General features: G+C 67.6%; 21 protein-coding genes. 13 read left to right on the top strand and 8 right to left on the bottom strand.

Annotated elements, in window-relative coordinates:
• Nucleotides 1-18: 18 nt before the first annotated feature.
• Nucleotides 19-987, top strand: coding sequence for a cytochrome c oxidase assembly protein (locus tag WDN01_07600; GenBank protein MEJ0025875.1), 969 nt, complete (start codon nt 19-21; stop codon nt 985-987).
• A complete protein-coding gene (locus WDN01_07595; protein ID MEJ0025874.1) occupies nt 984-1154 on the top strand; it encodes an AbrB/MazE/SpoVT family DNA-binding domain-containing protein in 171 nt (56 codons plus the stop codon). Before WDN01_07600 ends, WDN01_07595 begins: the two co-directional genes overlap by 4 nt.
• On the opposite strand, the gene ggt is transcribed toward WDN01_07595, so the two are convergent.
• Nucleotides 1151-2887 carry a gamma-glutamyltransferase gene (ggt, locus tag WDN01_07590; protein MEJ0025873.1) on the bottom strand — a complete coding sequence of 579 codons (1737 nt, stop codon included), beginning with the start codon at nt 2885-2887 and terminating at the stop codon, nt 1151-1153. The genes WDN01_07595 and ggt overlap by 4 nt on opposite strands.
• Nucleotides 2888-3150: 263 nt before the next feature.
• Between ggt and WDN01_07585 the strand changes: the two genes are divergently transcribed.
• The 7 genes from WDN01_07585 to WDN01_07555 all read left to right on the top strand — a co-directional run bounded on the left by WDN01_07585 (nt 3151) and on the right by WDN01_07555 (nt 9209).
• Nucleotides 3151-3708, top strand: a complete 558-nt coding sequence (locus WDN01_07585) for a CDP-alcohol phosphatidyltransferase family protein (GenBank protein MEJ0025872.1) — start codon at nt 3151-3153, stop codon at nt 3706-3708.
• Nucleotides 3705-4799: a glycine oxidase ThiO gene (gene thiO / locus WDN01_07580; GenBank protein MEJ0025871.1), complete on the top strand. Its 1095-nt coding sequence runs from the start codon at nt 3705-3707 to the stop codon at nt 4797-4799. The genes WDN01_07585 and thiO overlap by 4 nt, the downstream gene beginning before the upstream one ends.
• 19 nt (nt 4800-4818) lie before the next feature.
• Entirely contained in the window at nt 4819-5805 is a 987-nt protein-coding gene (locus tag WDN01_07575; protein MEJ0025870.1) for a hypothetical protein, read from the top strand.
• A 104-nt stretch (nt 5806-5909) separates the two neighbouring features.
• Nucleotides 5910-6314: an HIT family protein gene (locus WDN01_07570; GenBank protein MEJ0025869.1), complete on the top strand. Its 405-nt coding sequence runs from the start codon at nt 5910-5912 to the stop codon at nt 6312-6314.
• Between the two features lie 49 nt (nt 6315-6363).
• Nucleotides 6364-7236, top strand: a complete 873-nt coding sequence (locus tag WDN01_07565; protein MEJ0025868.1) for a hypothetical protein — start codon at nt 6364-6366, stop codon at nt 7234-7236.
• 28 nt (nt 7237-7264) lie between these two features.
• Complete coding sequence (locus WDN01_07560) at nt 7265-8392, top strand: MFS transporter (GenBank protein MEJ0025867.1); 1128 nt, start codon at nt 7265-7267, stop codon at nt 8390-8392.
• Between the two features lie 28 nt (nt 8393-8420).
• The gene (locus tag WDN01_07555; GenBank protein MEJ0025866.1) at nt 8421-9209 is read left to right on the top strand and encodes a hypothetical protein; all 789 of its coding nucleotides are present in this window, start codon (nt 8421-8423) and stop codon (nt 9207-9209) included.
• A gap of 60 nt (nt 9210-9269) precedes the next feature.
• Here WDN01_07555 and WDN01_07550 read toward each other — a convergent pair whose 3' ends face one another.
• The 6 genes from WDN01_07550 to WDN01_07525 form a co-directional block, all read right to left on the bottom strand.
• A complete protein-coding gene (locus WDN01_07550; protein MEJ0025865.1) occupies nt 9270-9749 on the bottom strand; it encodes an Hpt domain-containing protein in 480 nt (159 codons plus the stop codon).
• A 17-nt stretch (nt 9750-9766) separates the two neighbouring features.
• Complete coding sequence (locus tag WDN01_07545) at nt 9767-10279, bottom strand: response regulator (GenBank protein MEJ0025864.1); 513 nt, start codon at nt 10277-10279, stop codon at nt 9767-9769.
• 83 nt (nt 10280-10362) lie between these two features.
• Entirely contained in the window at nt 10363-11124 is a 762-nt protein-coding gene (locus WDN01_07540) for an NAD kinase (protein MEJ0025863.1), read from the bottom strand.
• A gap of 4 nt (nt 11125-11128) precedes the next feature.
• Nucleotides 11129-12118, bottom strand: coding sequence for a GTP 3',8-cyclase MoaA (gene moaA / locus WDN01_07535; GenBank protein MEJ0025862.1), 990 nt, complete (start codon nt 12116-12118; stop codon nt 11129-11131).
• Between the two features lie 359 nt (nt 12119-12477).
• A complete protein-coding gene (locus WDN01_07530) occupies nt 12478-12723 on the bottom strand; it encodes a hypothetical protein (GenBank protein MEJ0025861.1) in 246 nt (81 codons plus the stop codon).
• 52 nt (nt 12724-12775) lie between these two features.
• Nucleotides 12776-13840: a DUF2336 domain-containing protein gene (locus tag WDN01_07525; GenBank protein MEJ0025860.1), complete on the bottom strand. Its 1065-nt coding sequence runs from the start codon at nt 13838-13840 to the stop codon at nt 12776-12778.
• A 152-nt stretch (nt 13841-13992) separates the two neighbouring features.
• Here WDN01_07525 and glpK point away from each other — a divergent pair, with 152 nt between their 5' ends.
• The 4 genes from glpK (at nt 13993) to WDN01_07505 (ending at nt 19319) form a co-directional block, all read left to right on the top strand.
• Nucleotides 13993-15483: a glycerol kinase GlpK gene (gene glpK, locus WDN01_07520; GenBank protein ID MEJ0025859.1), complete on the top strand. Its 1491-nt coding sequence runs from the start codon at nt 13993-13995 to the stop codon at nt 15481-15483.
• Nucleotides 15480-15878 carry a hypothetical protein gene (locus WDN01_07515; GenBank protein ID MEJ0025858.1) on the top strand — a complete coding sequence of 133 codons (399 nt, stop codon included), beginning with the start codon at nt 15480-15482 and terminating at the stop codon, nt 15876-15878. The genes glpK and WDN01_07515 overlap by 4 nt, the downstream gene beginning before the upstream one ends.
• 177 nt (nt 15879-16055) lie before the next feature.
• On the top strand, nt 16056-16847 hold the full coding sequence (locus WDN01_07510) for a class II aldolase/adducin family protein (GenBank protein MEJ0025857.1): 792 nt from the start codon (nt 16056-16058) through the stop codon (nt 16845-16847).
• 156 nt (nt 16848-17003) lie between these two features.
• A complete protein-coding gene (locus tag WDN01_07505; GenBank protein ID MEJ0025856.1) occupies nt 17004-19319 on the top strand; it encodes a xanthine dehydrogenase family protein molybdopterin-binding subunit in 2316 nt (771 codons plus the stop codon).
• Nucleotides 19320-19479: 160 nt separating this feature from the next.
• Here the strand turns inward: WDN01_07505 and WDN01_07500 are convergent, their stop codons facing one another.
• Entirely contained in the window at nt 19480-19971 is a 492-nt protein-coding gene (locus tag WDN01_07500; protein ID MEJ0025855.1) for a tetratricopeptide repeat protein, read from the bottom strand.
• Nucleotides 19972-19989 lie beyond the last annotated feature (18 nt).

Here is a 19989-nt window from a genome sequence, read left to right as displayed (position 1 = left end):
CGAATTATAAGACGGCCGATGTCCGCCCCGGCCCTTGCCCGAACCCGCTCCGATTGGCCGCTTTATGGCGCCGTGCTCGCCGCCGGAGCCGCGCTCGACGCGGCGTGCCGCTTCTTCCCGGCGCAGCTTCCGCCCTGGATGCCGTGGGAGTTTTCCTGGCCGGTCTATCTCGCGACCGTGCTTTCATTGGTCTGGTTCGCAAAGGGCTGGACGCGCGTCGCGCCGCCGCAGCGGCCCTCGCTCTGGCGCGCCGCAAGCTTCGTCGCCGGCATCCTCTCCTTCTACATCGTGCTCCAGACCCATATCGATTATTGGGCGCAGCACATGTTCTTCGTCCACCGCGCCGCGCATTTCGTGCTGCACCACGCCGGCGCCTTCCTGATCGCGCTGGGCGCGTCCGGCCCCGTCCTGCGCGCCGGCATGCCGGCGGCGCTTCATCCGATCCTCGACGCCAAGCCGCTGCGCCGCACGGTCGATGTCCTGCAGCATCCCGCCGTGGCGCCGATCCTGTTCGTCGGCCTTCTCTATTTCTGGCTCCTGCCCGCGATCCACACCCGCGTGATGCTGGACGCGAACCTCTACGCGCTGATGAACTGGACGATGGCGATCAACGGCGTGATGTTCTGGTCGCTGGTGCTCGATCCGCGCCCCAAGCCGCCGGCGCGGCTCAGCCATCTCATGCGGGGCGCGATGATCCTGGTCATCGAGCTGCCGCAGATGGTCCTGGGCGCGATCCTGTCGCTGTCGACCGCCGATTTCTATCCGGTCTACGAGATCTGCGGCCGCATCCTGCCGATGACGGCGCTGAACGACCAGCACTATGGCGGCCTGATCATCTGGCTGCCCGGCACGCTGACGAGCTTCGCCGCGATGATCGTCGTCCTTGTCACCATGCGCCTGAACGAAGAGGAGGCCGAGCGGCGAGGGGCGGCTGAGCCCACAACGCCATCGACTGGATCGAGACACGGCGATATAATTATCGGATGAAGACCTTCGCCGTGAAGATCAATTCCAAACTTCAAATCACGCTGCCGAAGGAAGCGATGTGCCATCTGGGACTGCCGAATGGCGGCCAGTTGGTCTACGAGAAGAAGCCAGGCGGACGCATGATCCTACGGGCTGCGACAGCGAAAAAAGCTTCTCGAAAGCTTTAATACCCGATCGCCATCCCGTCCTTGCGCATCTCGCTCCCGCCCCAATAGACGCGGTTCTTGGCGTCGAACATTATCGCCTGATAGCCGCCGAACGCGCCCGTGCCGGGCCGCACCGTATAGCCGCGCCGCGCCAGTTCCGCCTTCACGGCCGGATCGAAGCCCGTCTCCATCTCCACGACATTGCCGGTGGGCCGCTCGCCTGTCACTTCGCTGCCGCCGGTGTGGTACCAGCGCGCCGCGTCGCCCGCCTCCTGCACGTTCATCCCGAAATCGATGATGTCGGTCAGCACCTGGACATGGCCTTGCGGCTGCATGTCCCCGCCCATCAGCCCGAACGCCATGAAGGGCGCGCCGTCCTTCATCACGAAGCCCGGAATGATCGTCTGGAACGGCCGCTTACCCGGCGCGTAGACGTTGGCCGCGCGCGGATCGAGCGAGAACAGCTCGCCCCGGTCGTGGAACACGAAGCCCATATGGTCGGCCACCAGCCCCGATCCCATGCCGCGATAATTCGACTGGATGAGCGAGACCATCATCCCGTCCTTGTCGGCGGTGGTGAAATAGGTCGTGTCGCCCTGTTCCAGGCGCGGATCGCCCGGCCCGACCTCCGTGCTGGCGCGCGCAAGGTCGATCAGCTTGCGCCGCGCGTCCGCATAGCGGTCCGACAAAAGCTCCTTCATCGGCACATGGGCGAAGGCCGGATCGGCGTACCATTTGGCCAGGTCTTCATAGGTCAGCCGTTTGGCCTCCAGCATCGCCGTCACCGCATCGGCCGATCCGGCGCCCATTTTCTTCAGGTCGAAGCCCTTCAATATCTGCAGCATCTGCAGCACCGCCGCGCCCTGGCTGTTGGGCGGCAGCTCGTAGACGTCATAGCCGCGATAGTTCACGCCCAGGGGCTCGACCCATTCGCCGTGATGCGACGCGAAATCTTCGTAGCGCAGATCGCCGCCGATGCGCCGGAAATAGGCGTCGATCCGGTGCGCGATCTCGCCCTTGTAGAACGCGTCGCGCCCGCCCTTGGCGATGATCTCCAGCGTGTGGGCGAGATCGGGATTGCGGAAAATCTGCCCCTCGACCGGCGCCTTGCCGTCGATCAGATAGGTCGCCCGCGCATTGTCGAACTCCTCCAGCATCGCACCGGCCTTGGCGAAGGCCTTCATGTTGCCCCGCCAATAGAGCGACACGAGCTGCGTCACGGCAAAGCCGTTCTTCGCATAGGCGATGGCCGGCGCCAGGTCTTCGGCCAGGCTCAGCTTGCCGAACCGCGCATGCAGCGCGCCCCAGCCGTCGACCGCGCCCGGCACCGTCACCGCCAGCGATCCGTATTTGGGGATATGCGCGTCGTAGGGCACGCCCAGCTCGGCATCGACCGCCTTCACCTTGGCGATCATCAGGGCGAGATCGCGCCCCTGCGCGGCGCGGCCCGAGCCGTTATAGCCGTAGAGCTTCTTGGTCTTGGGATCCCACACGATGGCGAACAGATCGCCGCCGATCCCGTTCGACACCGGCTCCATCAGGCCCAGCGTCGCATTGGCCGCGATGGCGGCATCCACCGCGCTGCCGCCCTTCTTCAGGATATCGATGGCGACCAGCGACGCCGCCGGCACCGCCGTCGCCGCCATGCCGTGCTGGCCGAGCACCGGGGAGCGCGTCGCCCATTTCGCCCCCGAATAGCGGTCGCCGCGTCCGATCTCGCCGAACGCGGTATTCGCAACCATACCAACTGCCATGACCGCCAGTACCCCTGCTATCCCCCTCGCGAACCTCATGGCTGCACGAGTTCCGCGTCGCGGACGAAATGCGCCGCGCGCCGGAAACGTCCGGCACCGAACGGGACTGTCTCCATGGCTGCCGCTCCGATTGCGCTGTCGCCACTATAAGACGCGGACCGCACCGTCGTTAAAGCCTTTTGGCAGCGCACGCGTCCTTACGCCGTATATCGGACACGGTTTTGCGGTTTGACCGTGCCCATCCGACCCAATAAGCCGTTGCCATGCTCGACAGTCTCCTTCGCCGCCACCTCGACGGCCCGCTCGCGCCCGCGGCGGCGTGGCTTTCGGCGCGCAAGGTCCGCGGTTGGACGCTGACGGTCTCGGCCTTCCTCTGCAGCGCCGTCGCGATGCTCGACATCGGCCACCGGGATTACCTGCTGGGTCTCGCCCTCCTCGCGCTGGCCGGTGCGTTCGACAGTCTCGACGGTCCCGTCGCCCGCAGGGAAGGCGCCACGCCCTTCGGCGCTTATCTCGATCTCGTCCTCTCCGTGATCGCCGCGGCGGGAATCGCTTTCGCCTTTGCGCTGGCCGCGCCCGACCGGGCGCTGGCGGCGATGTTCCTGATGCTGGGTCTCGTCGCACGCACCGCGGCGCTGGCCGGCACGCTCGCGGCGGCCCCCTGGGCGCCTGTCCTCATCGGCAAGACCGAGCTCTTCGTCGCCTTTGCGCTCGCCTGCCTCCTGCCGGACTGGTTCAGCATCATCGCCTATCTCGTTGGAACGCTGTGCTTTGTCGCGGCGGGAAGCCGCGTGGCGGCCGTCGCGGCGCAACAGCCATGAAGGTCGTCATCATCGGCGCCGGCGTTGCCGGATTGGGGATCGGCTGGCGGCTGAGGCAGGCCGGCGCCGACGTCACCATCCTGGAACGCGGCCAGCCCGCCATGGGCGCGACCTGGGCCTCGGCCGGCATGCTCGCCGTCGCCGGCGAAAACGCGGAAGGTGACAATCCCGAGGCCGATTTCGCCCGCCAGGCCAGTGCTTTGTGGCCGGACTTTGCCAGGGACGTGGAAGCCGCTTCCGGGCTCGAGATCGACTATCGCCGCAACGGCGCCTTGCTGGTGGCTCGCGACCGGAGCGAGGTCGACAGCCTCATCGCGCGGCCCGGCGCCGGATACCTGACGCCCGACGAAACCCGGGCAATGGAACCGATGTTGTCACCAGACATCGCAGGCGCGGCCTGGGCGCCGGACGAAGCCCAGGTCGACAGCCGCCTGCTGGGTCAGGCGCTGACCCGCGCCTTCCTCCGCGCCGGCGGCACGCTCAGCGTCAACGAAGCGGCTATTCGCGTCGACGTACGGGATGACGACGTCCACGCCCTCCACACTCCGTTCCACCGCTACGAGGCCGACGCCTTCATCCTCTCCGCCGGACCCTGGTCGGGCGGGCTCGACGGCCTGCCGCCCGATGCGCTCCCGCCGGTCAAGCCGGTCAAGGGCGAGATGATCGCCGTCGCGCCGCCCCCGGGCGCCCGCCTGCCCGAGCGCGTCATCTGGGGCAACGGCGTCTATCTCGTCCCGCGCCGGGACCGCCTCCTGATCGGCGCCACGACCGCCGAGGTCGGCTTCGACACCAGCGTGACCGACGCGGGCACGCTGTGGTTGTCGAGCCGCGCCATCGCCCTGATGCCGTCGCTTGCGCGCTGGGAGGTGATCGAGCGCTGGGCCGGCCTTCGGCCCGGCTCGCCCGACGGGCTGCCGATCCTCGGCGCGTCCTCGGTGCGTCGTCTGTTCGTTGCAACCGGCCAGTATCGCAACGGCATCCTCTTTGCACCGGCCGTGGCCCAGAACATGTCTCGTCTTGTTCTGGAACGCGCGGCCGGCATTTCCGCCTTCGATCCGCGGCGCTTCCGGAAGGGACAGGGACAGGCGTGAGGTCCCGGTGAATCTTCAGATGGCGTGGTGGATTTTCGGCGCGGGCTTCGTCCTCCTGGCGCTGGGCGGGGAGGGCGTGATCCGCGGCGGCGTCATGCTGAAGCGGGCGCTGGGGCTTTCGCCCGTCATCATCGGGCTGTTCGTCCTGTCGCTGGGCACGTCCTCGCCGACGCTCGCCATCGCCATGCAGGGCGCTGCGTCCCGGATCCCCGATCTCGCCGTCGGGGCGGTGATCGGCGCGACGCTGATCAACCTGCTTCTCATCCTGGGTCTGTGCGCCCTGATCCGGCCGATGCCGAGCGCCCCGAAGGTCGTCTTGCGCGACGGCGGTGCCCTCTTGATCGCCGCCGGCCTGCTCGTGCTGCTGGCGCTGCACGGCACGATCGCCCGGCGCGAGGGCATCCTGCTGATCGGCGGATTCATCCTGTACGCGGTCGTCGCCGCCGTATCCGACTGGCGCCGCTCGGCCGATCACTCGGTCGCCTGCGCCGAGGCCGAGAAGCGCATGACCGGCGAACATCCGTCCATCGGCGGCGGATTGTTCGTCCTCGCCGTGGGCGTCATCTGCCTCCTGATCGGCGCCCATTTCCTGGTGGGCGGCTCCTTGTCCCTGGCGGCGCAGTGGAACCTCCCGCTGCCGGTCCTGGCGATCACGCTGGTGGCGTTCGCCGCTTCCGTGCCCGTCCTTCTGGTGACGGCGGTCGCCGCCGTCCGGGGCCATACCCAGGTCGCCATAGGCCATCTGATCACGGCCAGCGTGTTCAATCTGTTGGGCGTGCTCGGCATCGCCGCGCTCGTCCATCCCTTGCGCGTCTCGCCGGTCTTCGCTGCGACGGATGTCTTCGTCGTGCTGGGCGCCGCCGCGCTTCTCCTGCCGCTCCTCTCGGCCAATTGGAGCCTCTCCCGCCCCAAGGCCGCGCTCCTGCTGCTGGCCTATATCGGCTACGTCGGCTTCCTCGCCTGGCGCCAGGGACTGCTCCCGCACGCGCTGCTGGGAATGGCGTAGAAGAGTTCTGTTTGTCATGCCCGCGCAGGCGGGCATCCAGAGCCGCCTTGCGACGAAGGCTGGGTGCCCGCCTGCGCGGGCACGACAATGAAGTATAAAGGCGCATGTCCTCCTTCACCCTCCATCCCCGCCTCGCCGCCGACACCGCCTTCGTCGCCGACTGGACGCTCTCGCGCATCCTGCTCATGAACGACGCCCGTTATCGCTGGCTGATCCTGGTGCCGCGCCGCGCCGATGCCGTCGAGTTGTCCGATCTCGACGCCGCCGACCGCGCGACGCTGACCGAGGAAATCGCCGCCGCGTCGCAAATCCTCAGGCGCCTCACCGGCGCACACAAGATCAACATCGGTGCGCTCGGCAATCTGGTGCCGCAATTGCACGTCCATATCGTGGCGCGCGGGCCTGGCGATCCGGCCTGGCCCGGCCCGGTCTGGGGCCATAGCCCCGCCGTCCCTTACGACGCCACGGCCCGCGACGCCTTCATCGCGCAATTCGTGAACGCGCGTTAACCGGACTGGCACGCGCATTGCTCCTGTTTGCGCAGGAGAACCCGTTGCCATGCTGGCAGAAGCCGCGACCGCCACGACCGACCGGACCCAGATCCTGGGCGCGCTGCAGCGCGCCTCGGCGGCGACCGGCGCCGATTTCAACTATCTGCTCGACACCGCGATGCGCGAGTCGAGCTTGAAACCCTCAGCGCAGGCAAGCACTTCCTCCGCCGCCGGCCTCTTCCAGTTCACCGAGCAGACCTGGCTCGGCACGGTCAAGACCTATGGCGCGAAGCACGGCCTCGGCGCCTATGCCGACGCGATCGCCCAAGGCTCCGACGGCCGCTACCGCGCGGACAATTCCGCCGACCGCCGGGCAATTCTTGCCCTGCGCAAGGACCCGCAGGTCTCCGCCCTGATGGCCGGCGAGTTCTCCCAGGCCACCCGCGCCACGCTGCAGCAATCGCTCGGCCGCGACGTCTGCGGCGGCGAGCTCTATGCCGCGCATTTCCTCGGACCCGACGCCGCCTGCCGCCTGATCAAGCTGAGCGACAGCCACCCCGACGCCAGCGCCGCGCATGCCTTCCCAGCGGCGGCCGATGCCAACCGCAAGGTCTTCTACCATTCCAACGGCACGCCCAAGACGGTGCGCGAGGTCTACAATTGGGCGCTCAAGCAGCCGGGCGGCAGCGCCGCGCTTGCCGGCTCCGCGCCCTCGGCCGCACCGACGACCCTGGTCGACGGCACCGCCGTTGCCGCGCCGGACCAGAGCGCGCTGCTCGCGAGCATCTCCTCCTGGCGCCCGAGCCGCGGCTTCTTCTCCACCGGATTCGGCGACGCGGAAAAGGGCGGACTGCCGTCGGCACCCTTCCTGATGACCCCCGGCGTGATGGATGTTCTGGCATCTGTCGGCACGGTTGCGGACAATCGCGCCACCAACTAAAGCCTCGGCCCCAAGCGAAGGGGAATCGATGCGCGCCGCCATTGTCTCCGTCTCCGCCGTCATCGTCTGCATCTTCTTCATCCAGATCGCGAACGGCCTGCAGACCAGCCTGCTCGGCGTGCGCGCCGGGATCGAGGCCTTTCCCGCCTGGACCATCGGCGTCGTCATGGCGAGTTATTACGTCGGCTACTCCGCCGCGCCCTTGACCAGCCATGCCGTCATCGGACGGGCCGGGCATGTCACCACGATGTGGCTCGGCGCCATCGGAGCGGCGCTCGCCATTGCCGCGCACGCATTCCTGGTCGCGGCCGTCGCCTGGGCGGTGTTGCGGCTCGCGTCCGGCTTCGCGCTTTCGAGCCTCTATGTCGGCGCCGAGAGCTGGATCCATGAGCGCGTCGTCAACGAGCAGCGCGGCCGGGTCTTCAGCATCTACATGGTCGTGCAGATGATCGCGATGACGGGATCGCAGCTCCTGCTCAGCCTCGGCGATCCGGGCAGTGCCTGGCCGTTCCTGCTGGCCGCGGTCCTCTTCCTTGCCGGCGGCGTTCCCGTCGTCGTCGCGCGCCGCACCGCGCCCAAGGGCGCGCCGCCCGAGCCGCTGCACATCGGCAACCTGTTCCGCCTCTCGCCGCTCGGCGCGACGGTCACCGTCATCGCCGGGGTGAGCTGGTCCATCGTCTTCACCTTCGGGCCCGTCTATGCGCAGAAGAGCGGCTTCGACCTGCAGCAGGTGAGCCTCTTCATGGCCGTCGCGATGATCGGCGGCGCCTTGGTTCAGTTCCCGATGGGCTGGCTGTCGGATGCGATGGGCCGCCGCCTCACCATCGCGCTGATGTCGGCCGGCGGCATCGCCGTCGCGTTGTTCGGCTTGTGGGCGAACGGCGCGAGCGATCTGGCGCGCTTCGCCGCCTCGGCTTTGACCGGCGGCCTGGTCTTCCCGATGTATGCGATCTCCGCCGCCCACACGAACGACGCCGTGGCGCCGCAGAACCGTGTTGCCGCAGCGGCAGGATTGATCCTTCTGTTCGGCATCGGCTCGATCGTCGGACCGCTCCTGAGCGGCGGCGCCGTAACGGCACTCGGCACCGGCGGCTACTACACCGTGCTCGCGATCGCCTCGGCCTTCAGCTTGGCGGCGGCCGCGGCGGCTCGCTAGACTTCGCGCCAACGAGAAGCGAGGAACCATGTCCGAAAAACCCGCCGTGCCGCCCGTGCCCGCCGCCACGATCCTTCTGCTGCGCGACGGCGCGGCCGGTCTCGAAGTGTTCATGGTCAAGCGCCACCACCAGATCGATTTCGTCGCCGGCGCGCTGGTCTTTCCCGGCGGCAAGCTGGAGATGGGCGACAGCGATCCGGCGCTGGCCGCCCATGTCGATTGCGCCGAAGATTGGACGGCGCCGATGCGCGCGCTGGGCGCCGGCGCGATCCGCGAGGCCTTCGAGGAATCCGGCATCCTGCTCGCCCGCGACGCGCGCACCGGCGAACTCGTTTCCGCCGCGCGTCTCGAAGAACTTCAGCATTACCGTCCGCTGCTCGACAGGCGCGAAGCCGTCCTGGCCGAAGTGCTGGAGAAGGAGAAGCTGCGTCTCGCGCTCGACCTTCTCGTTCCCTTCGCGCACTGGATCACGCCCGCCAACATGCCCAAGCGCTTCGACACGCATTTCTTCCTGGCCGTCTCGCCGGTCGGCCATGTCGGCAGCCATGACGGCCGCGAGTCCGTGGATTCGATCTGGATCGCGCCGGGCGAGGCGGTCAGCGACCGCCGGAAGTGGAATGTGATCTTCCCGACCAAGCTCAACCTGGCGAAGTTGGACAAGGCGAAGAGCGTCGACGCCGCCATCGCCGCCGCGCGCGCCGACAAGGTGCTTCCCGTGACGCCCTGGGTCGAGAGCGGCCCCGACGGCCAGATCCTCAAGATCCGCGACGACGCCGGCTACGCCCAGACCTGGGCCTACATGAAGGATGCGATGTAGATACCTCTCCCGCGCAGCGGGAGAGGTCGAACGGCGCGCAGCGACGTTCGGGTGAGGGCGCTACTCGACCGCTTCGCTCACCCGCGCGTCGAGTTCGTCCGCCAGCACCAGCGCCGTCTTGTCGGTCGCCGTCTTGATCTTGTCGCGGAAGATGACGCGGATCGCCGCGACATGGGCGTCGATCAGGCCGAGCGGTATGTCGGCCGCCGGCTTGGTCTGGTCGATCAGCCGCGTCAGCGATCCCGCGACGCGCGCGATCAGCGGAAACTCGAAGGTCTCGGCCTGGCCCTTCAGGTCGTGCGCCGCGCGGAACAGGCCCTCGCGCGCCTCGGCGGTGGGCGCGCTCTCATAGCGGTCGCGCCATTCGCCCAGCTTGGCCACGTCGTCCGCGAGCCAGTCGTTGAACTCGACGCGCAGGGTCTCCATCGCGGCCTCGGCGCGCTTGACCGCCGCCATGTCGATGCCGCCGATGGCGCTGCCGACCTTGGCCTTGAGGATGTTCGGCGGCATGAAGATTTCGATCGGGAGCTGGCGTGCCATGATCTTAGGACCCTTCGCTATTCGGCATCTGCGGCCTCATAGGCCGAGGCCCGGCGTTCCGGCCCGCGATACTCTTCCTTGCCGCGCCGGCGGCGGCAGGGACCGAAATAGGCCTTGGTGCGGACGTAAGGCCTGGGATGCTCGATCACCGCGACCAGGCGCGACATCACCGCCTTCACCGAAACCGGCTTGGCGAGGAACTCGTTGGCGCCCGCGTCGCGCGCCTTTCGCACATGGTCGAGCTGGGTGTAGCCGGTCAGCATGATGATCGGCACGAAGGGATTGGGCGTCTGGCTCGACGTGCGCACCATCTTGACGACGTCGATGCCGGTCATCCCCGGCAGCATCCAGTCCATCACGATCACGTCGGGATTGGCGTCGCGCAGCACCTTCCAGGCGCTCTCGCCGTCGGTCGCCTCGGAGACCTGGACGACGCCGAAGGCCTGCAGGATCGTCACGACGAGCTTGCGCATATGCTGGCTGTCGTCGACAACCAGAACCTTCAATCGATCGAAACGATAGCCGCTCATTCTCGCACACCGGACTCTTGGGCGCACGCCCCGTGAGGGCAAGCTAAGCCAGGCGCATTAACGTCTTGTGAAGCGCAAGCCGGTTAATCGACGAACTGTTCGGCAAGGATTCGTTCATCCAGGCTGTGGCCGGCGTCGAACAGCATGGTCACGCCCACCGAGCGGTCCTCCGCCACGTCCACGATGCTGACGTCGCGCGCCTCCAGATCGTCCGCCACCGCGCTGACCGGCCGCTTGGCCGCTTCCAGGATCTCGAACCGCACATGGGCCCGGTGCGGCAGGAGCGCGCCCCGCCAGCGGCGCGGGCGGAAGGCGCTGATCGGCGTCAGCGCCAGGAGATCGGCGTCGATCGGCAGGATCGGGCCATGCGCCGAAAGATTGTAGGCGGTGCTTCCCGCCGGCGTGGACACCAGGATGCCGTCGCAGATCAGTTCGGCGATGCGCACCGTATCGTCGACCAGGATGCGCAGCTTGGCGGCCTGCCGCGTCTGGCGCAGCAGCGAGACCTCGTTGAAGGCGAGCGCGTCGATCGTTCCGCTCGGCCCCGTGGCGCGCATGCGCAGGGGATGGAGCAGGGCGGATTCCGCCTTGCCCAGCCGCTCCTCCAGATCGTCCTCGTGATATTCGTTCATCAGGAAGCCGACCGAGCCGAGGTTCATCCCGTAGATCGGCTTCTTGGCCGGCATGAAAGTATGCAGCGTCTGCAGCATGAACCCGTCGCCGCCCAGCGCGACCACGATGTCCGCCTTGTCGGCGCCCGCGTCGCGATAGCGCCCGCGCAGGATTTCAAGCGCGGCTTGCGCGTCGGGCGCCGCGGCGGCGACGAAGTGCAGGGCAGGGGCCATGCCGTCAGCCGCCCGTCGTCGACATGTGGCGGGCGAGCGCTGGCGCGGCGTGCCGCCGGTCGATGACGAAATCGTGCCCCTTGGGCTTGCGCCCGATCGCCTCGTCGATCGCGGCGTCGAGCAGCGCGTCGTCCGGCGTCGCCCGCAGCGCCGCGCGCAGATCGGCGCTGTCGTCCTGGCCCAGGCACATATAGAGCTGCCCGGTGCAGGTCAGCCGCACGCGGTTGCAGCTCTCGCAGAAATTGTGCGTCAGCGGCGTGATGAAGCCGAGCCGCCCGCCGGTCTCGATCACCCGCGCATAGCGCGCCGGCCCGCCGGTGCGGTAGTCGGTCTCGGCCAAGGTGAAGCTCTTCGCCAGCCGCGCCCGCACCAGCGACAGCGGCAGGTACTGGCCGACGCGATCGCCGTCGATCTCGCCCAGCGGCATGGTCTCGATCAGAGTCAGGTCGAAGCCGCGCCCATGAGCCCAGCGGACCATATCCTCGATCTCGTCCTCATTGACGCCCTTGAGCGCCACCGTGTTGATCTTGACCTTGAGGCCGGCGGCGTCCGCGGCATCGATGCCGTCCAGGACCGGCCCCAGAGTCCCCCAGCGCGTGATGGCGCGGAACTTGTCCGGATCGCGCGTATCCAGCGAAACATTGACGCGCCGGACGCCCGCCGCTTTCAGGTCGCGGGCGTGGCGCGCGAGCTGGCTGCCATTCGTCGTCAGCGTGATCTCTTTGAGGTTCGATCTGCCGATCTCGCGTCCCAGCCGCTCGAACAGGCGCATGACGTTGCGCCGGACCAGCGGCTCGCCGCCGGTGATGCGCAGCCGCTGCACGCCCTTGGCGACGAAGGCGAGCGCCAGCCGCTCGATCTCCTCCAGGCTTAGCACCTCGGCCTTGGGCAGGAAGGTCATGTGCTCCGTCATGCAATAGACGCAGCGGAAGTCGCAGCGGTCCGTCACCGAGATGCGCAGATAGGAAATGGTGCGGCCGAACGGATCGATCATCCCGCCAGTGTACAGGCGCGGTCGGTCGCGCGAAAGTCAGGGATTCTTCGCAAAAATGGTCGGCAAATTGCGGCGGCCGTCGAGGATGCGCATGACGCTGACCCCCGTTTCCGTCCGGGAGCGTCTCGTAAAAGATCATCCATGGCCGACAAGGGAACGATCGGATGCCGGGCCCTAAATATCGTTTGGCCGTTCCCATGCCGGGCATGTCCGCCACGTTTCGAATGGACCGGTATATATTCGCGCGATTACCAGGTCGGCACGCCGCTGACCGTCCCTTTCGGCGATGTACTGTTCGAGATCCAGCAAATCGACACGAGCTTCCGGCGCAAGATCGACACTTGGCTCTGCCACTCCGGCTATTCGTCTTGGCAGGTGCGCAGACGCCGGCGCTCTCTGATTTCGGCCATGACGTCCTCGAGCGTGTAGGACTCGCCCCGCGCGAAGTCTTCGCGCGCGCGCCTTATGCTCGCATTGAGCGCGTCCTTGTTGCGCTCGATCCAGGCATCCAGCTCCGCCGTTTCCTGTTCGGTCGGCGGGCGCAAGAAGTCCTCGTCGTCTTCGACGGGAACGTTCGATTCCGGTTTGGCCGATTTGATCGTCATGACGCGTCACCCTACCACGCAGGGCAAGGCCGTGGAATGGCCGATGTAACTTCTAGTTGAAGCTCAGGCTGTTCAGTTCCGCCAGCGCGTTGGGTTTGGTCGTGGTGGCGAACACCCGTTCGACCTCCGCCAGGTCGGCGGGGCTCAGCGCCGCGCGCAGATTGCGCGCCTGGCGCGACAGGTTGAACACGGTGTTGAACACGCAGCGATCGATGCCGACGCCGCGGCAGGCCAGCGCCACCGCGCGCGGGCCGCCGTCATAGAATTTGTGGCGCAGCTCCGCCAGCGGCATGTTGACCAGCTTGGCCAGCGCCAGGTCGAACAGGTCCGACTGGCCCTGGTGCAGCACGCGCAGCAGGAAACCGGCCTTCAACTGTCCCGACGAGGCGAGCTTGTCGATCAGCTTCTGCGCGCTCTCGGCGGGCGGCGTGCGCGGCGCCGCCGGCTCGGACGTGACCACGGTCTCGGCCTGCGTCAGCGCGGTGGACAGCCGCTCGGGGGCGATCCTGTAGTTCGCGACGATATAGGTCTTGAGCGCGTCGGCGACCCATTCGCACATCCGCGCCGCCAGCACCGGCGGCAGGTCGGGGCGATGCGTCAAGGGCTCGTGCAGGCTCTCCAGCCGGCGCGATTTCTCGACCAGGGTCTCGAAGGCGAGCGTCGATATCTTGGCGGTGGCGTTGCGCACCAGCGCGACCAGCACCGGCTCGGCTTCGCTTCTGGCGAGCAGCTCGGTGACCGGCTCGCCGATATGGGCGCGGGCCGCGACCGCCTCGTAATGCGCCTCGCTCGCCGCGGCGAGCAGGCGCAGCACATCGGCGTCGGTCAGCAGCGGGCTGCGCAGCAGCAGGGGGCGGGCGACCTCGATCTTGTCGTCGGCCAGAAGGAGGATGAGATCGTGCGGCGCCGTGGTGTCGTCGGCCAGCCGCTCGGCCAGCGCGATGCGGATCGCCATCTCGACGTCGCGGGTCAGGCGGCGCAGGATTTCGTGCATCAGAGCGCGCTCGCGCTCGTTGAGGCCGGTTCCCTGGATGCGGTAGAGCGAGGCGACCGCGAGGTAGATCTCCTCCCGGCTGGTTCCCTGCGGATTGACGGCGAGCTGGGCCAAACGACCCATATCGCTCATATCGTGCGCGGTAAGCCCCACATCCTGCCCCGAAATGCGTTCTGCACCCGGCATTTCTGCCGTCCGACACCTGTAGCAAAGGACCGTTAACGCCGTGTTAAGCTAACGGGCCGCGACTCCCGCAACCTGTACCGAATTCAGACATGACCGAAGAACCCTACATCCTGGCGGTCGACCAGGGGACGACCTCGACGCGCGCCATCCTGTTCGACGCGGCCGCACGGCCCTTGGCCGGCCACGCCATCGAACTCAAGCAGCATTACCCTGAGAACGGTTGGGTCGAGCACGACGCCGAGGATATCTGGCAGGCCACGCTCGCCTGCGCCCGCGCCGCGCTCAAAGGCGTGCCCGCCGCGTCGGTCGCCGCCATCGGCATCACCAACCAGCGCGAGACGACGGTCGCCTGGGACCGCCGCACGGGCAAGCCGCTGCACAACGCCATCGTCTGGCAGGACCGGCGCACCGCCGAGCGCTGCCGCGCGCTGAAAGCCCGCAAGCTCGAACCGCGCATCGCCGCCAGGACGGGCCTTCTGCTCGATCCCTATTTCTCGGCGACCAAGATGGAATGGCTGCTCGATCATATCCCCGGCTCGCGCCGCCGGGCCGAGGCCGGCGAGATCGCGCTCGGCACCGTCGACTCCTGGCTGATCTACAAGCTGACCGGCGGCAGGGTACACGCCACCGACGTGACCAATGCCTCGCGCACCATGCTGCTCGACCTGAAGACGCTCGATTGGGATGCCGAGCTGATGAAACTGTTCGGCGTGCCGCGCCGCGCGCTTCCCGACGTGCGCGACAGCGCCGGCGATTTCGGCCGCACCGAAGAGTCGCTGCTCGGCGCTTCCATCCCGATCCTCGGCGTCGCCGGCGACCAGCAGGCCGCCGCCTTCGGCCAGGCCTGCTTCTCGCCCGGCGACGTGAAATCGACCTATGGCACGGGCTGCTTCGCGCTGGTCAACACCGGCCCCAAAGTCCCGGCCTCGAAGAACCGCCTGCTGGCGACCAGCGCGTACCGCATCGGAAAAAAGACCGCCTACGCCATCGAGGGCAGCATCTTCGTCGCCGGCGCCGTGGTGCAATGGCTGCGCGACGCGCTCGGCCTGATCCGCAGCGCCGAGGAGATCGAGGCGCTCGCGCGCACCGCGAAAGAGGCGCCGGGCCTCTATTTCGTCCCCGCCTTCACCGGCCTCGGCGCGCCCTATTGGGATCCCGACGCGCGCGGCGCCATCATAGGTCTCACGCGCGACATGGGCGCCGCCGAGATCGCGCGCGCCGCGCTCGACGCGGTGTGCTTCCAGACGCGCGATCTTCTGGACGCCATGGCGCGCGACCTGAAAGACCGCGGCCTTCGCCCGCCGAAAGCGCTGAAGGTCGACGGCGGCATGGTCCGCAACGACTGGTTCTGCCAGCGCCTCGCCGACCTGACGGGCTTGCCGGTCGACCGACCGCAGGTGACCGAGACGACGGCGCTGGGTGCTGCCTATCTCGCCGGTCTGGCGGCGGGCCTGTTCAAGGACACCAAGGACATCGCCGCCCGCTGGGCGCTGGATCGCCGGTTCGTGCCCGCGATGAAACCGAGCGCCCGCAATGGGCTTTACGAAGGCTGGAAGACCGCCGTGAAGCGCGTGCGATGAGCGAACCCGATGCCGACATGCTGGCGCTGGCCGCCGGCATCGCCCGCTTCATCGCAAGCGGCGACGACACGGACCTTGACGGCGTCTTCGCCCGCGACGTGACGATCGTCGAGAACTTCCCGCCGCACATCTTCCGCGACGTCGCGACCTGGCGCGACGCCATGCGCCATCATATCCACCCCCTGAGCGACATGGCTTTCAGCTTCGCGCCGGCGTTGGATTTCAGCGTCCATGGCGACCGTGCCTATTTCTGCGTCCCCGTGACCTGGACCGGCAAGCTCCACGGCCGGCCGTTTCACGAGCTGGGCGGCAAATCGATCGTGCTGCAAAAGGAAGACGGCGCCTGGCGCGTCGCCGCCTACGCCTGGGCCGTGGTGGAGATGCGGTACGTCTAACAATAACTGTCATCCGCCGCGAATGCGGCGGACCCAGGTGAAATCCTGCACCGCCATGGCAGGCGTTGACTGGGTACCCCGCATTCGGGGGTATGACACCGTTTTTCATGACCTCCCCCGTTTGACTGCCGCCCCCCTCGGGTCCAAAATTGCGCTTCGCCTTCGCCGGAGAGCCCCATGAGCAGCGCCGTCCGCAAAATGCCCACCACCGACGATGTCGCCTCCGTCCGGGACAAGGTCAGCCCCGAGGAATGGGCGATCCGCGAGGATCTCGCCGCCACCTATCGCCTGGTCGCGATGCATGGCTGGGACGACATGATCTTCACCCACATCTCGGCCCGCGTGCCGGGCCCCGAGCACCACTTCCTCATCAACCCCTACGGTCTTCTGTTCGAGGAGATCACCGCCTCCAGCCTCGTGAAGATCGACGTCGACGGCAACAAGGTGATGGAGAGCCCGTTCCCGGTGAACGCGGCCGGCTTCACCATCCACTCCGCCCTGCACATGCACCGCGAGGACGCCGGCTGCGTCATCCACCTGCACACCACCGACGGCGTCGCCGTCTCGGCCCAGAAGGACGGCCTTCTGCCGCTCGACCAGCACGCCATGATGGTCACCGGCGACCTCGCCTATCACGACTATGAGGGCATCGCGCTCGATCTCGACGAGCGCGACCGCCTCGTCGCCGACATCGGCGAGAAGAACGCCATGCTGCTGCGCAATCACGGCACGCTGGCGCTGGGCAAGAACTGCGCCGACGCTTTCCTGCGCATGTACTATCTGGAGCGCGCCTGCGCGATGCAGGTGCGCGCGCTCGGCGGCGGCGCTCAGCCCAACTGGCCGAACCAGGGCGTGCCGGAGAAGACGGCGGGGCAGGGCGCGATGGCATTCAACGGCCTGGTCGGCGCGCTTGCCTGGCCGGCGCTCCGCCGCAAATGCGACCGCACGGACCCGAGCTACAAGAATTGATTTTCCTCCCCCGCGACAGCGGGGGAGGTGGCACGGCGTAGCGCAGCGAAGCCGTGACGGAGGGGGCTGCCGCCCCGCACAGGCCCCCTCCGCCTCGCTGCGCTCGGCACCTCTCCCGCAACAGCGGGGGAGGAAACGGTTTGGAGAACCGCACAGATGAAATTCGGCGTCGGCCAATCCGTCAAACGCACCGAGGACATCCGCTTCGTCACCGGGCAGGGTCAGTACACGGACGATCTTCGGTTCGACAACGAAGCCTTCGCCTGCTTCCATCGCAGCCCGCACGGCCACGCGAAGATACTCTCGGTCGACGTCTCGGCTGCGAAAAAAGCCCCCGGCGTCGTCGACGTCCTCACCCATGCCGATTTCTTGGCCTATGGCGTCCAGCCGATGCCGCTGATGGCGCCGGTCAAGAACCGCGACGGCTCATCGACCCGCACCTCGCCCAAGACCGTGCTCGCATCCGACCGCGTCACCTTCATCGGCGAAGCGATCGCCCTGGTGATCGCCGAGACCTACGCCCAGGCGAAAGACGCCGCCGAACTTGTCGCCGTGGAATACCAGCCGCTCGACGCCTCCGGCACGCTCGGCGCCGCGCCCACCGGCCCGCAGATATGGGAAAGCGCGCCCGGCAATGAAAGCTTCGACTGGGCCGACGGCGACGAGGCCGGCACCGCCGCCGCCTTCGCGGGCGCCGCGCACACCGTCTCGCTGAAGGTCGTGCAGAACCGCGTCAGCGCCATGCCGATGGAAACCCGCAACGCCATCGGCCTCTACGATGCGGCGGCCGACGCCTACACGCTCTACGTCACCTCGCAGGGCGCGGCGAACATCCGCGGCGCGCTGGCGACCCGCATCCTCGGCGTGCCGGTCGAGAAGCTGCGCGTCATCACCAAGGATGTCGGCGGCGGCTTCGGCATGAAGGGCTTCCTCTATCCCGAACAGCCCGCCGTCCTGATCGGCGCCCGCAAGGTGGGCCGCCCCGTCCGCTGGTCCGCCGAGCGCACCGAGAGCTTCCTCGCCGACGACCACGGCCGCGACATGATCACCACCGGCGAGCTCGCGCTCGACAAGGACGGCAAGATTCTCGCCCTGCGCTTCACCGGCACCGCGAATATGGGCGGCTATCTCTCCGTCTACGCGCCGTTCATCCCGACGCTGGCCGGCAGCCGCATCTTCGGCGGCGTCTACCGCATCCCCAAAGCATTCACCAACATCAAGGGCTACTATTCCAACACCGCGCCGGTCGACGCCTATCGCGGCGCCGGCCGCCCCGAAGCGGCCTATCTGATGGAGCGGCTGATGGACGCCGCGGCGGCTGAGACCGGCATCGACAAAGTCGAAATCCGCAAGCGCAATCTTCCGTCCCCGGACGAACTGCCCTACGCCAATCCCTGGGGCATCAAATACGATTCCGGCGACTATCCGCGCCTGCTGGTCGAGGGCCTCAAGCGCGCCGACCGGCAGGGCTTTGCCGCCCGCAAGGCGGAAAGCGCCAGGCGCGGCAGGCTGCGCGGTTTCGGCTTCGCCTATTACGTCGAGATCACCGGCGCCGCCGGCCAGGAGCCCGCCGCCATCAAGTTCACCGAGAATGGCGGCGTCGAGCTCTATTGCGGCACCCAGTCGAACGGGCAGGGCCACGAGACCTCCTTCGCCCAGCTCGTCGCCGAGAAGCTCGGCGTGCCGTTCGAATCCATCACGGTGAAGCAAGGGGATACAACTTGGGTGAATGGCGGCGGCACCGGCGGCTCGCGCTCCCTCAACATGTCGGGCGGCGCGCTTCTGGTTTCGTCGGACGAGGTGATCAAGAAGGGCAAGGTCGCGGCGGGGCAGGTGCTCCAGGCCGGCGGCAACGAGGTCGGCTTCGAAGTGGTCGAAGGTATCGGCACCTTCGCGGTGGCCGGCACCGGCCAGAGCATCAGCGTCGGCGAGCTCGCCGTCACGCTCAAGCGCGAAAAGCTGCCCGGCTTCGAGAACGGCCTCGATAGCGACGGCCTCTATCAGGGCCAGGCGCCCACCTTCCCGAACGGCTGCCATGTCTGCGAGGTCGAGGTCGATCCCGACACCGGCCACACCGCGGTCGCGAGCTATCACGTGCTCGACGATTTCGGTCGCATCATCAATCCGATGCTGGTGGCCGGCCAGGTCCATGGCGGCATCGTCCAGGGCCTCGGCCAGGCGCTGCTCGAGAACATCGTCTATGACGAGAGCTCGGGCCAGCTCCTGACCGCGAGCTTCTCCGACTATGCGATGCCCCGCGCCTCCGACATGCCGGACATCGATTTCAAATACGAGGAGATCCCTTGCGTGACCAATCCCTTGGGCGCCAAGGGCTGCGGCGAAGCCGGCACGGTCGGCGCGCTGCCCGCGGTGATGAGCGCCATCGCCGACGCGCTGGACATCCTCCACATCGACATGCCCGCGACGCCCGAACGGGTGTGGCGCGCGCTGCAGGACAAGAAAGCGGCGTAACTCCTACCCTCCCCTTGAGGGCGGGTAGAATTTGCGCAGCAAAGTCCATAGCGACAGCGTATGGACGGGGAGGGGACTTCCACCGGCGGCGGACCCCTCCCCGAAAAATTCTCCGCTGCGCTTCGAATTTTTCGACCCTCCCTCAAGGAGAGGGTTAGCTTCAGTTGTTCGCCGCCGGCGGCACATAGGCCGCGATCGCCTTGGTCAGCGTCTCGCGCTCCTCGCAGCCCTCGGGGCACAGGCTCGCCAGCGTGTCGAGTTCCTTCTGCGCCGACGCCGGATCGTGCATCTGCAGATACAGCTCGCCGAGATATTCGTGCGCGCCCTTGTGCTCGGGTTTCAGCGCCAGCGCCCGCTTGTAGTAGTCGAGCGAGGCGGGGAAATCGCCCGTCATGCGCTTGGTGTAGCCCAGATAGTTCAGGATATCGGCATCGTCCGGCCGGTCGGCGAGCGCGATCAGCAGATGCGGAATCGCCTCGGCGTATTTCTCGTGCTTGATGAGTCGCACCGCGACCGCGTAGTCGCTCATCGCCGGCTCGTTGGTGCCGCCGCTATAGCCGCCGCCCCCACCGCCGCCCATCGAGAGCGACGGGGTCGTCGCCATGGCCAGAAGGGCCGCGGCCGACGCGAGTCCGAGCCAGGTCTTGCGCATCGTGTTCTCCTGCGAATT

The organism is Rhizomicrobium sp. (genome assembly GCA_037200985.1).
In the GTDB taxonomy this organism is placed as follows: domain Bacteria; phylum Pseudomonadota; class Alphaproteobacteria; order Micropepsales; family Micropepsaceae; genus Rhizomicrobium.
Note: the sequence above shows the minus strand (reverse complement) of the source record. Positions and strands in the feature narration are given on the sequence as shown.

Bases quoted from the DNA above. Each gene is read 5' to 3' on its own strand.
- WDN01_07600 (MEJ0025875.1), top strand. From the start codon at position 19: ATGTCCGCCCCGGCCCTTGCCCGAACCCGCTCCGATTGGCCGCTTTAT.
- WDN01_07595 (MEJ0025874.1), top strand. From the start codon at position 984: ATGAAGACCTTCGCCGTGAAGATCAATTCCAAACTTCAAATCACGCTG.
- ggt (MEJ0025873.1), bottom strand. From the start codon at position 2,887: ATGGCAGTTGGTATGGTTGCGAATACCGCGTTCGGCGAGATCGGACGC.
- WDN01_07585 (MEJ0025872.1), top strand. From the start codon at position 3,151: ATGCTCGACAGTCTCCTTCGCCGCCACCTCGACGGCCCGCTCGCGCCC.
- thiO (MEJ0025871.1), top strand. From the start codon at position 3,705: ATGAAGGTCGTCATCATCGGCGCCGGCGTTGCCGGATTGGGGATCGGC.
- WDN01_07575 (MEJ0025870.1), top strand. From the start codon at position 4,819: ATGGCGTGGTGGATTTTCGGCGCGGGCTTCGTCCTCCTGGCGCTGGGC.
- WDN01_07570 (MEJ0025869.1), top strand. From the start codon at position 5,910: ATGTCCTCCTTCACCCTCCATCCCCGCCTCGCCGCCGACACCGCCTTC.
- WDN01_07565 (MEJ0025868.1), top strand. From the start codon at position 6,364: ATGCTGGCAGAAGCCGCGACCGCCACGACCGACCGGACCCAGATCCTG.
- WDN01_07560 (MEJ0025867.1), top strand. From the start codon at position 7,265: ATGCGCGCCGCCATTGTCTCCGTCTCCGCCGTCATCGTCTGCATCTTC.
- WDN01_07555 (MEJ0025866.1), top strand. From the start codon at position 8,421: ATGTCCGAAAAACCCGCCGTGCCGCCCGTGCCCGCCGCCACGATCCTT.
- WDN01_07550 (MEJ0025865.1), bottom strand. From the start codon at position 9,749: ATGGCACGCCAGCTCCCGATCGAAATCTTCATGCCGCCGAACATCCTC.
- WDN01_07545 (MEJ0025864.1), bottom strand. From the start codon at position 10,279: ATGAGCGGCTATCGTTTCGATCGATTGAAGGTTCTGGTTGTCGACGAC.
- WDN01_07540 (MEJ0025863.1), bottom strand. From the start codon at position 11,124: ATGGCCCCTGCCCTGCACTTCGTCGCCGCCGCGGCGCCCGACGCGCAA.
- moaA (MEJ0025862.1), bottom strand. From the start codon at position 12,118: ATGATCGATCCGTTCGGCCGCACCATTTCCTATCTGCGCATCTCGGTG.
- WDN01_07530 (MEJ0025861.1), bottom strand. From the start codon at position 12,723: ATGACGATCAAATCGGCCAAACCGGAATCGAACGTTCCCGTCGAAGAC.
- WDN01_07525 (MEJ0025860.1), bottom strand. From the start codon at position 13,840: ATGGGTCGTTTGGCCCAGCTCGCCGTCAATCCGCAGGGAACCAGCCGG.
- glpK (MEJ0025859.1), top strand. From the start codon at position 13,993: ATGACCGAAGAACCCTACATCCTGGCGGTCGACCAGGGGACGACCTCG.
- WDN01_07515 (MEJ0025858.1), top strand. From the start codon at position 15,480: ATGAGCGAACCCGATGCCGACATGCTGGCGCTGGCCGCCGGCATCGCC.
- WDN01_07510 (MEJ0025857.1), top strand. From the start codon at position 16,056: ATGAGCAGCGCCGTCCGCAAAATGCCCACCACCGACGATGTCGCCTCC.
- WDN01_07505 (MEJ0025856.1), top strand. From the start codon at position 17,004: ATGAAATTCGGCGTCGGCCAATCCGTCAAACGCACCGAGGACATCCGC.
- WDN01_07500 (MEJ0025855.1), bottom strand. From the start codon at position 19,971: ATGCGCAAGACCTGGCTCGGACTCGCGTCGGCCGCGGCCCTTCTGGCC.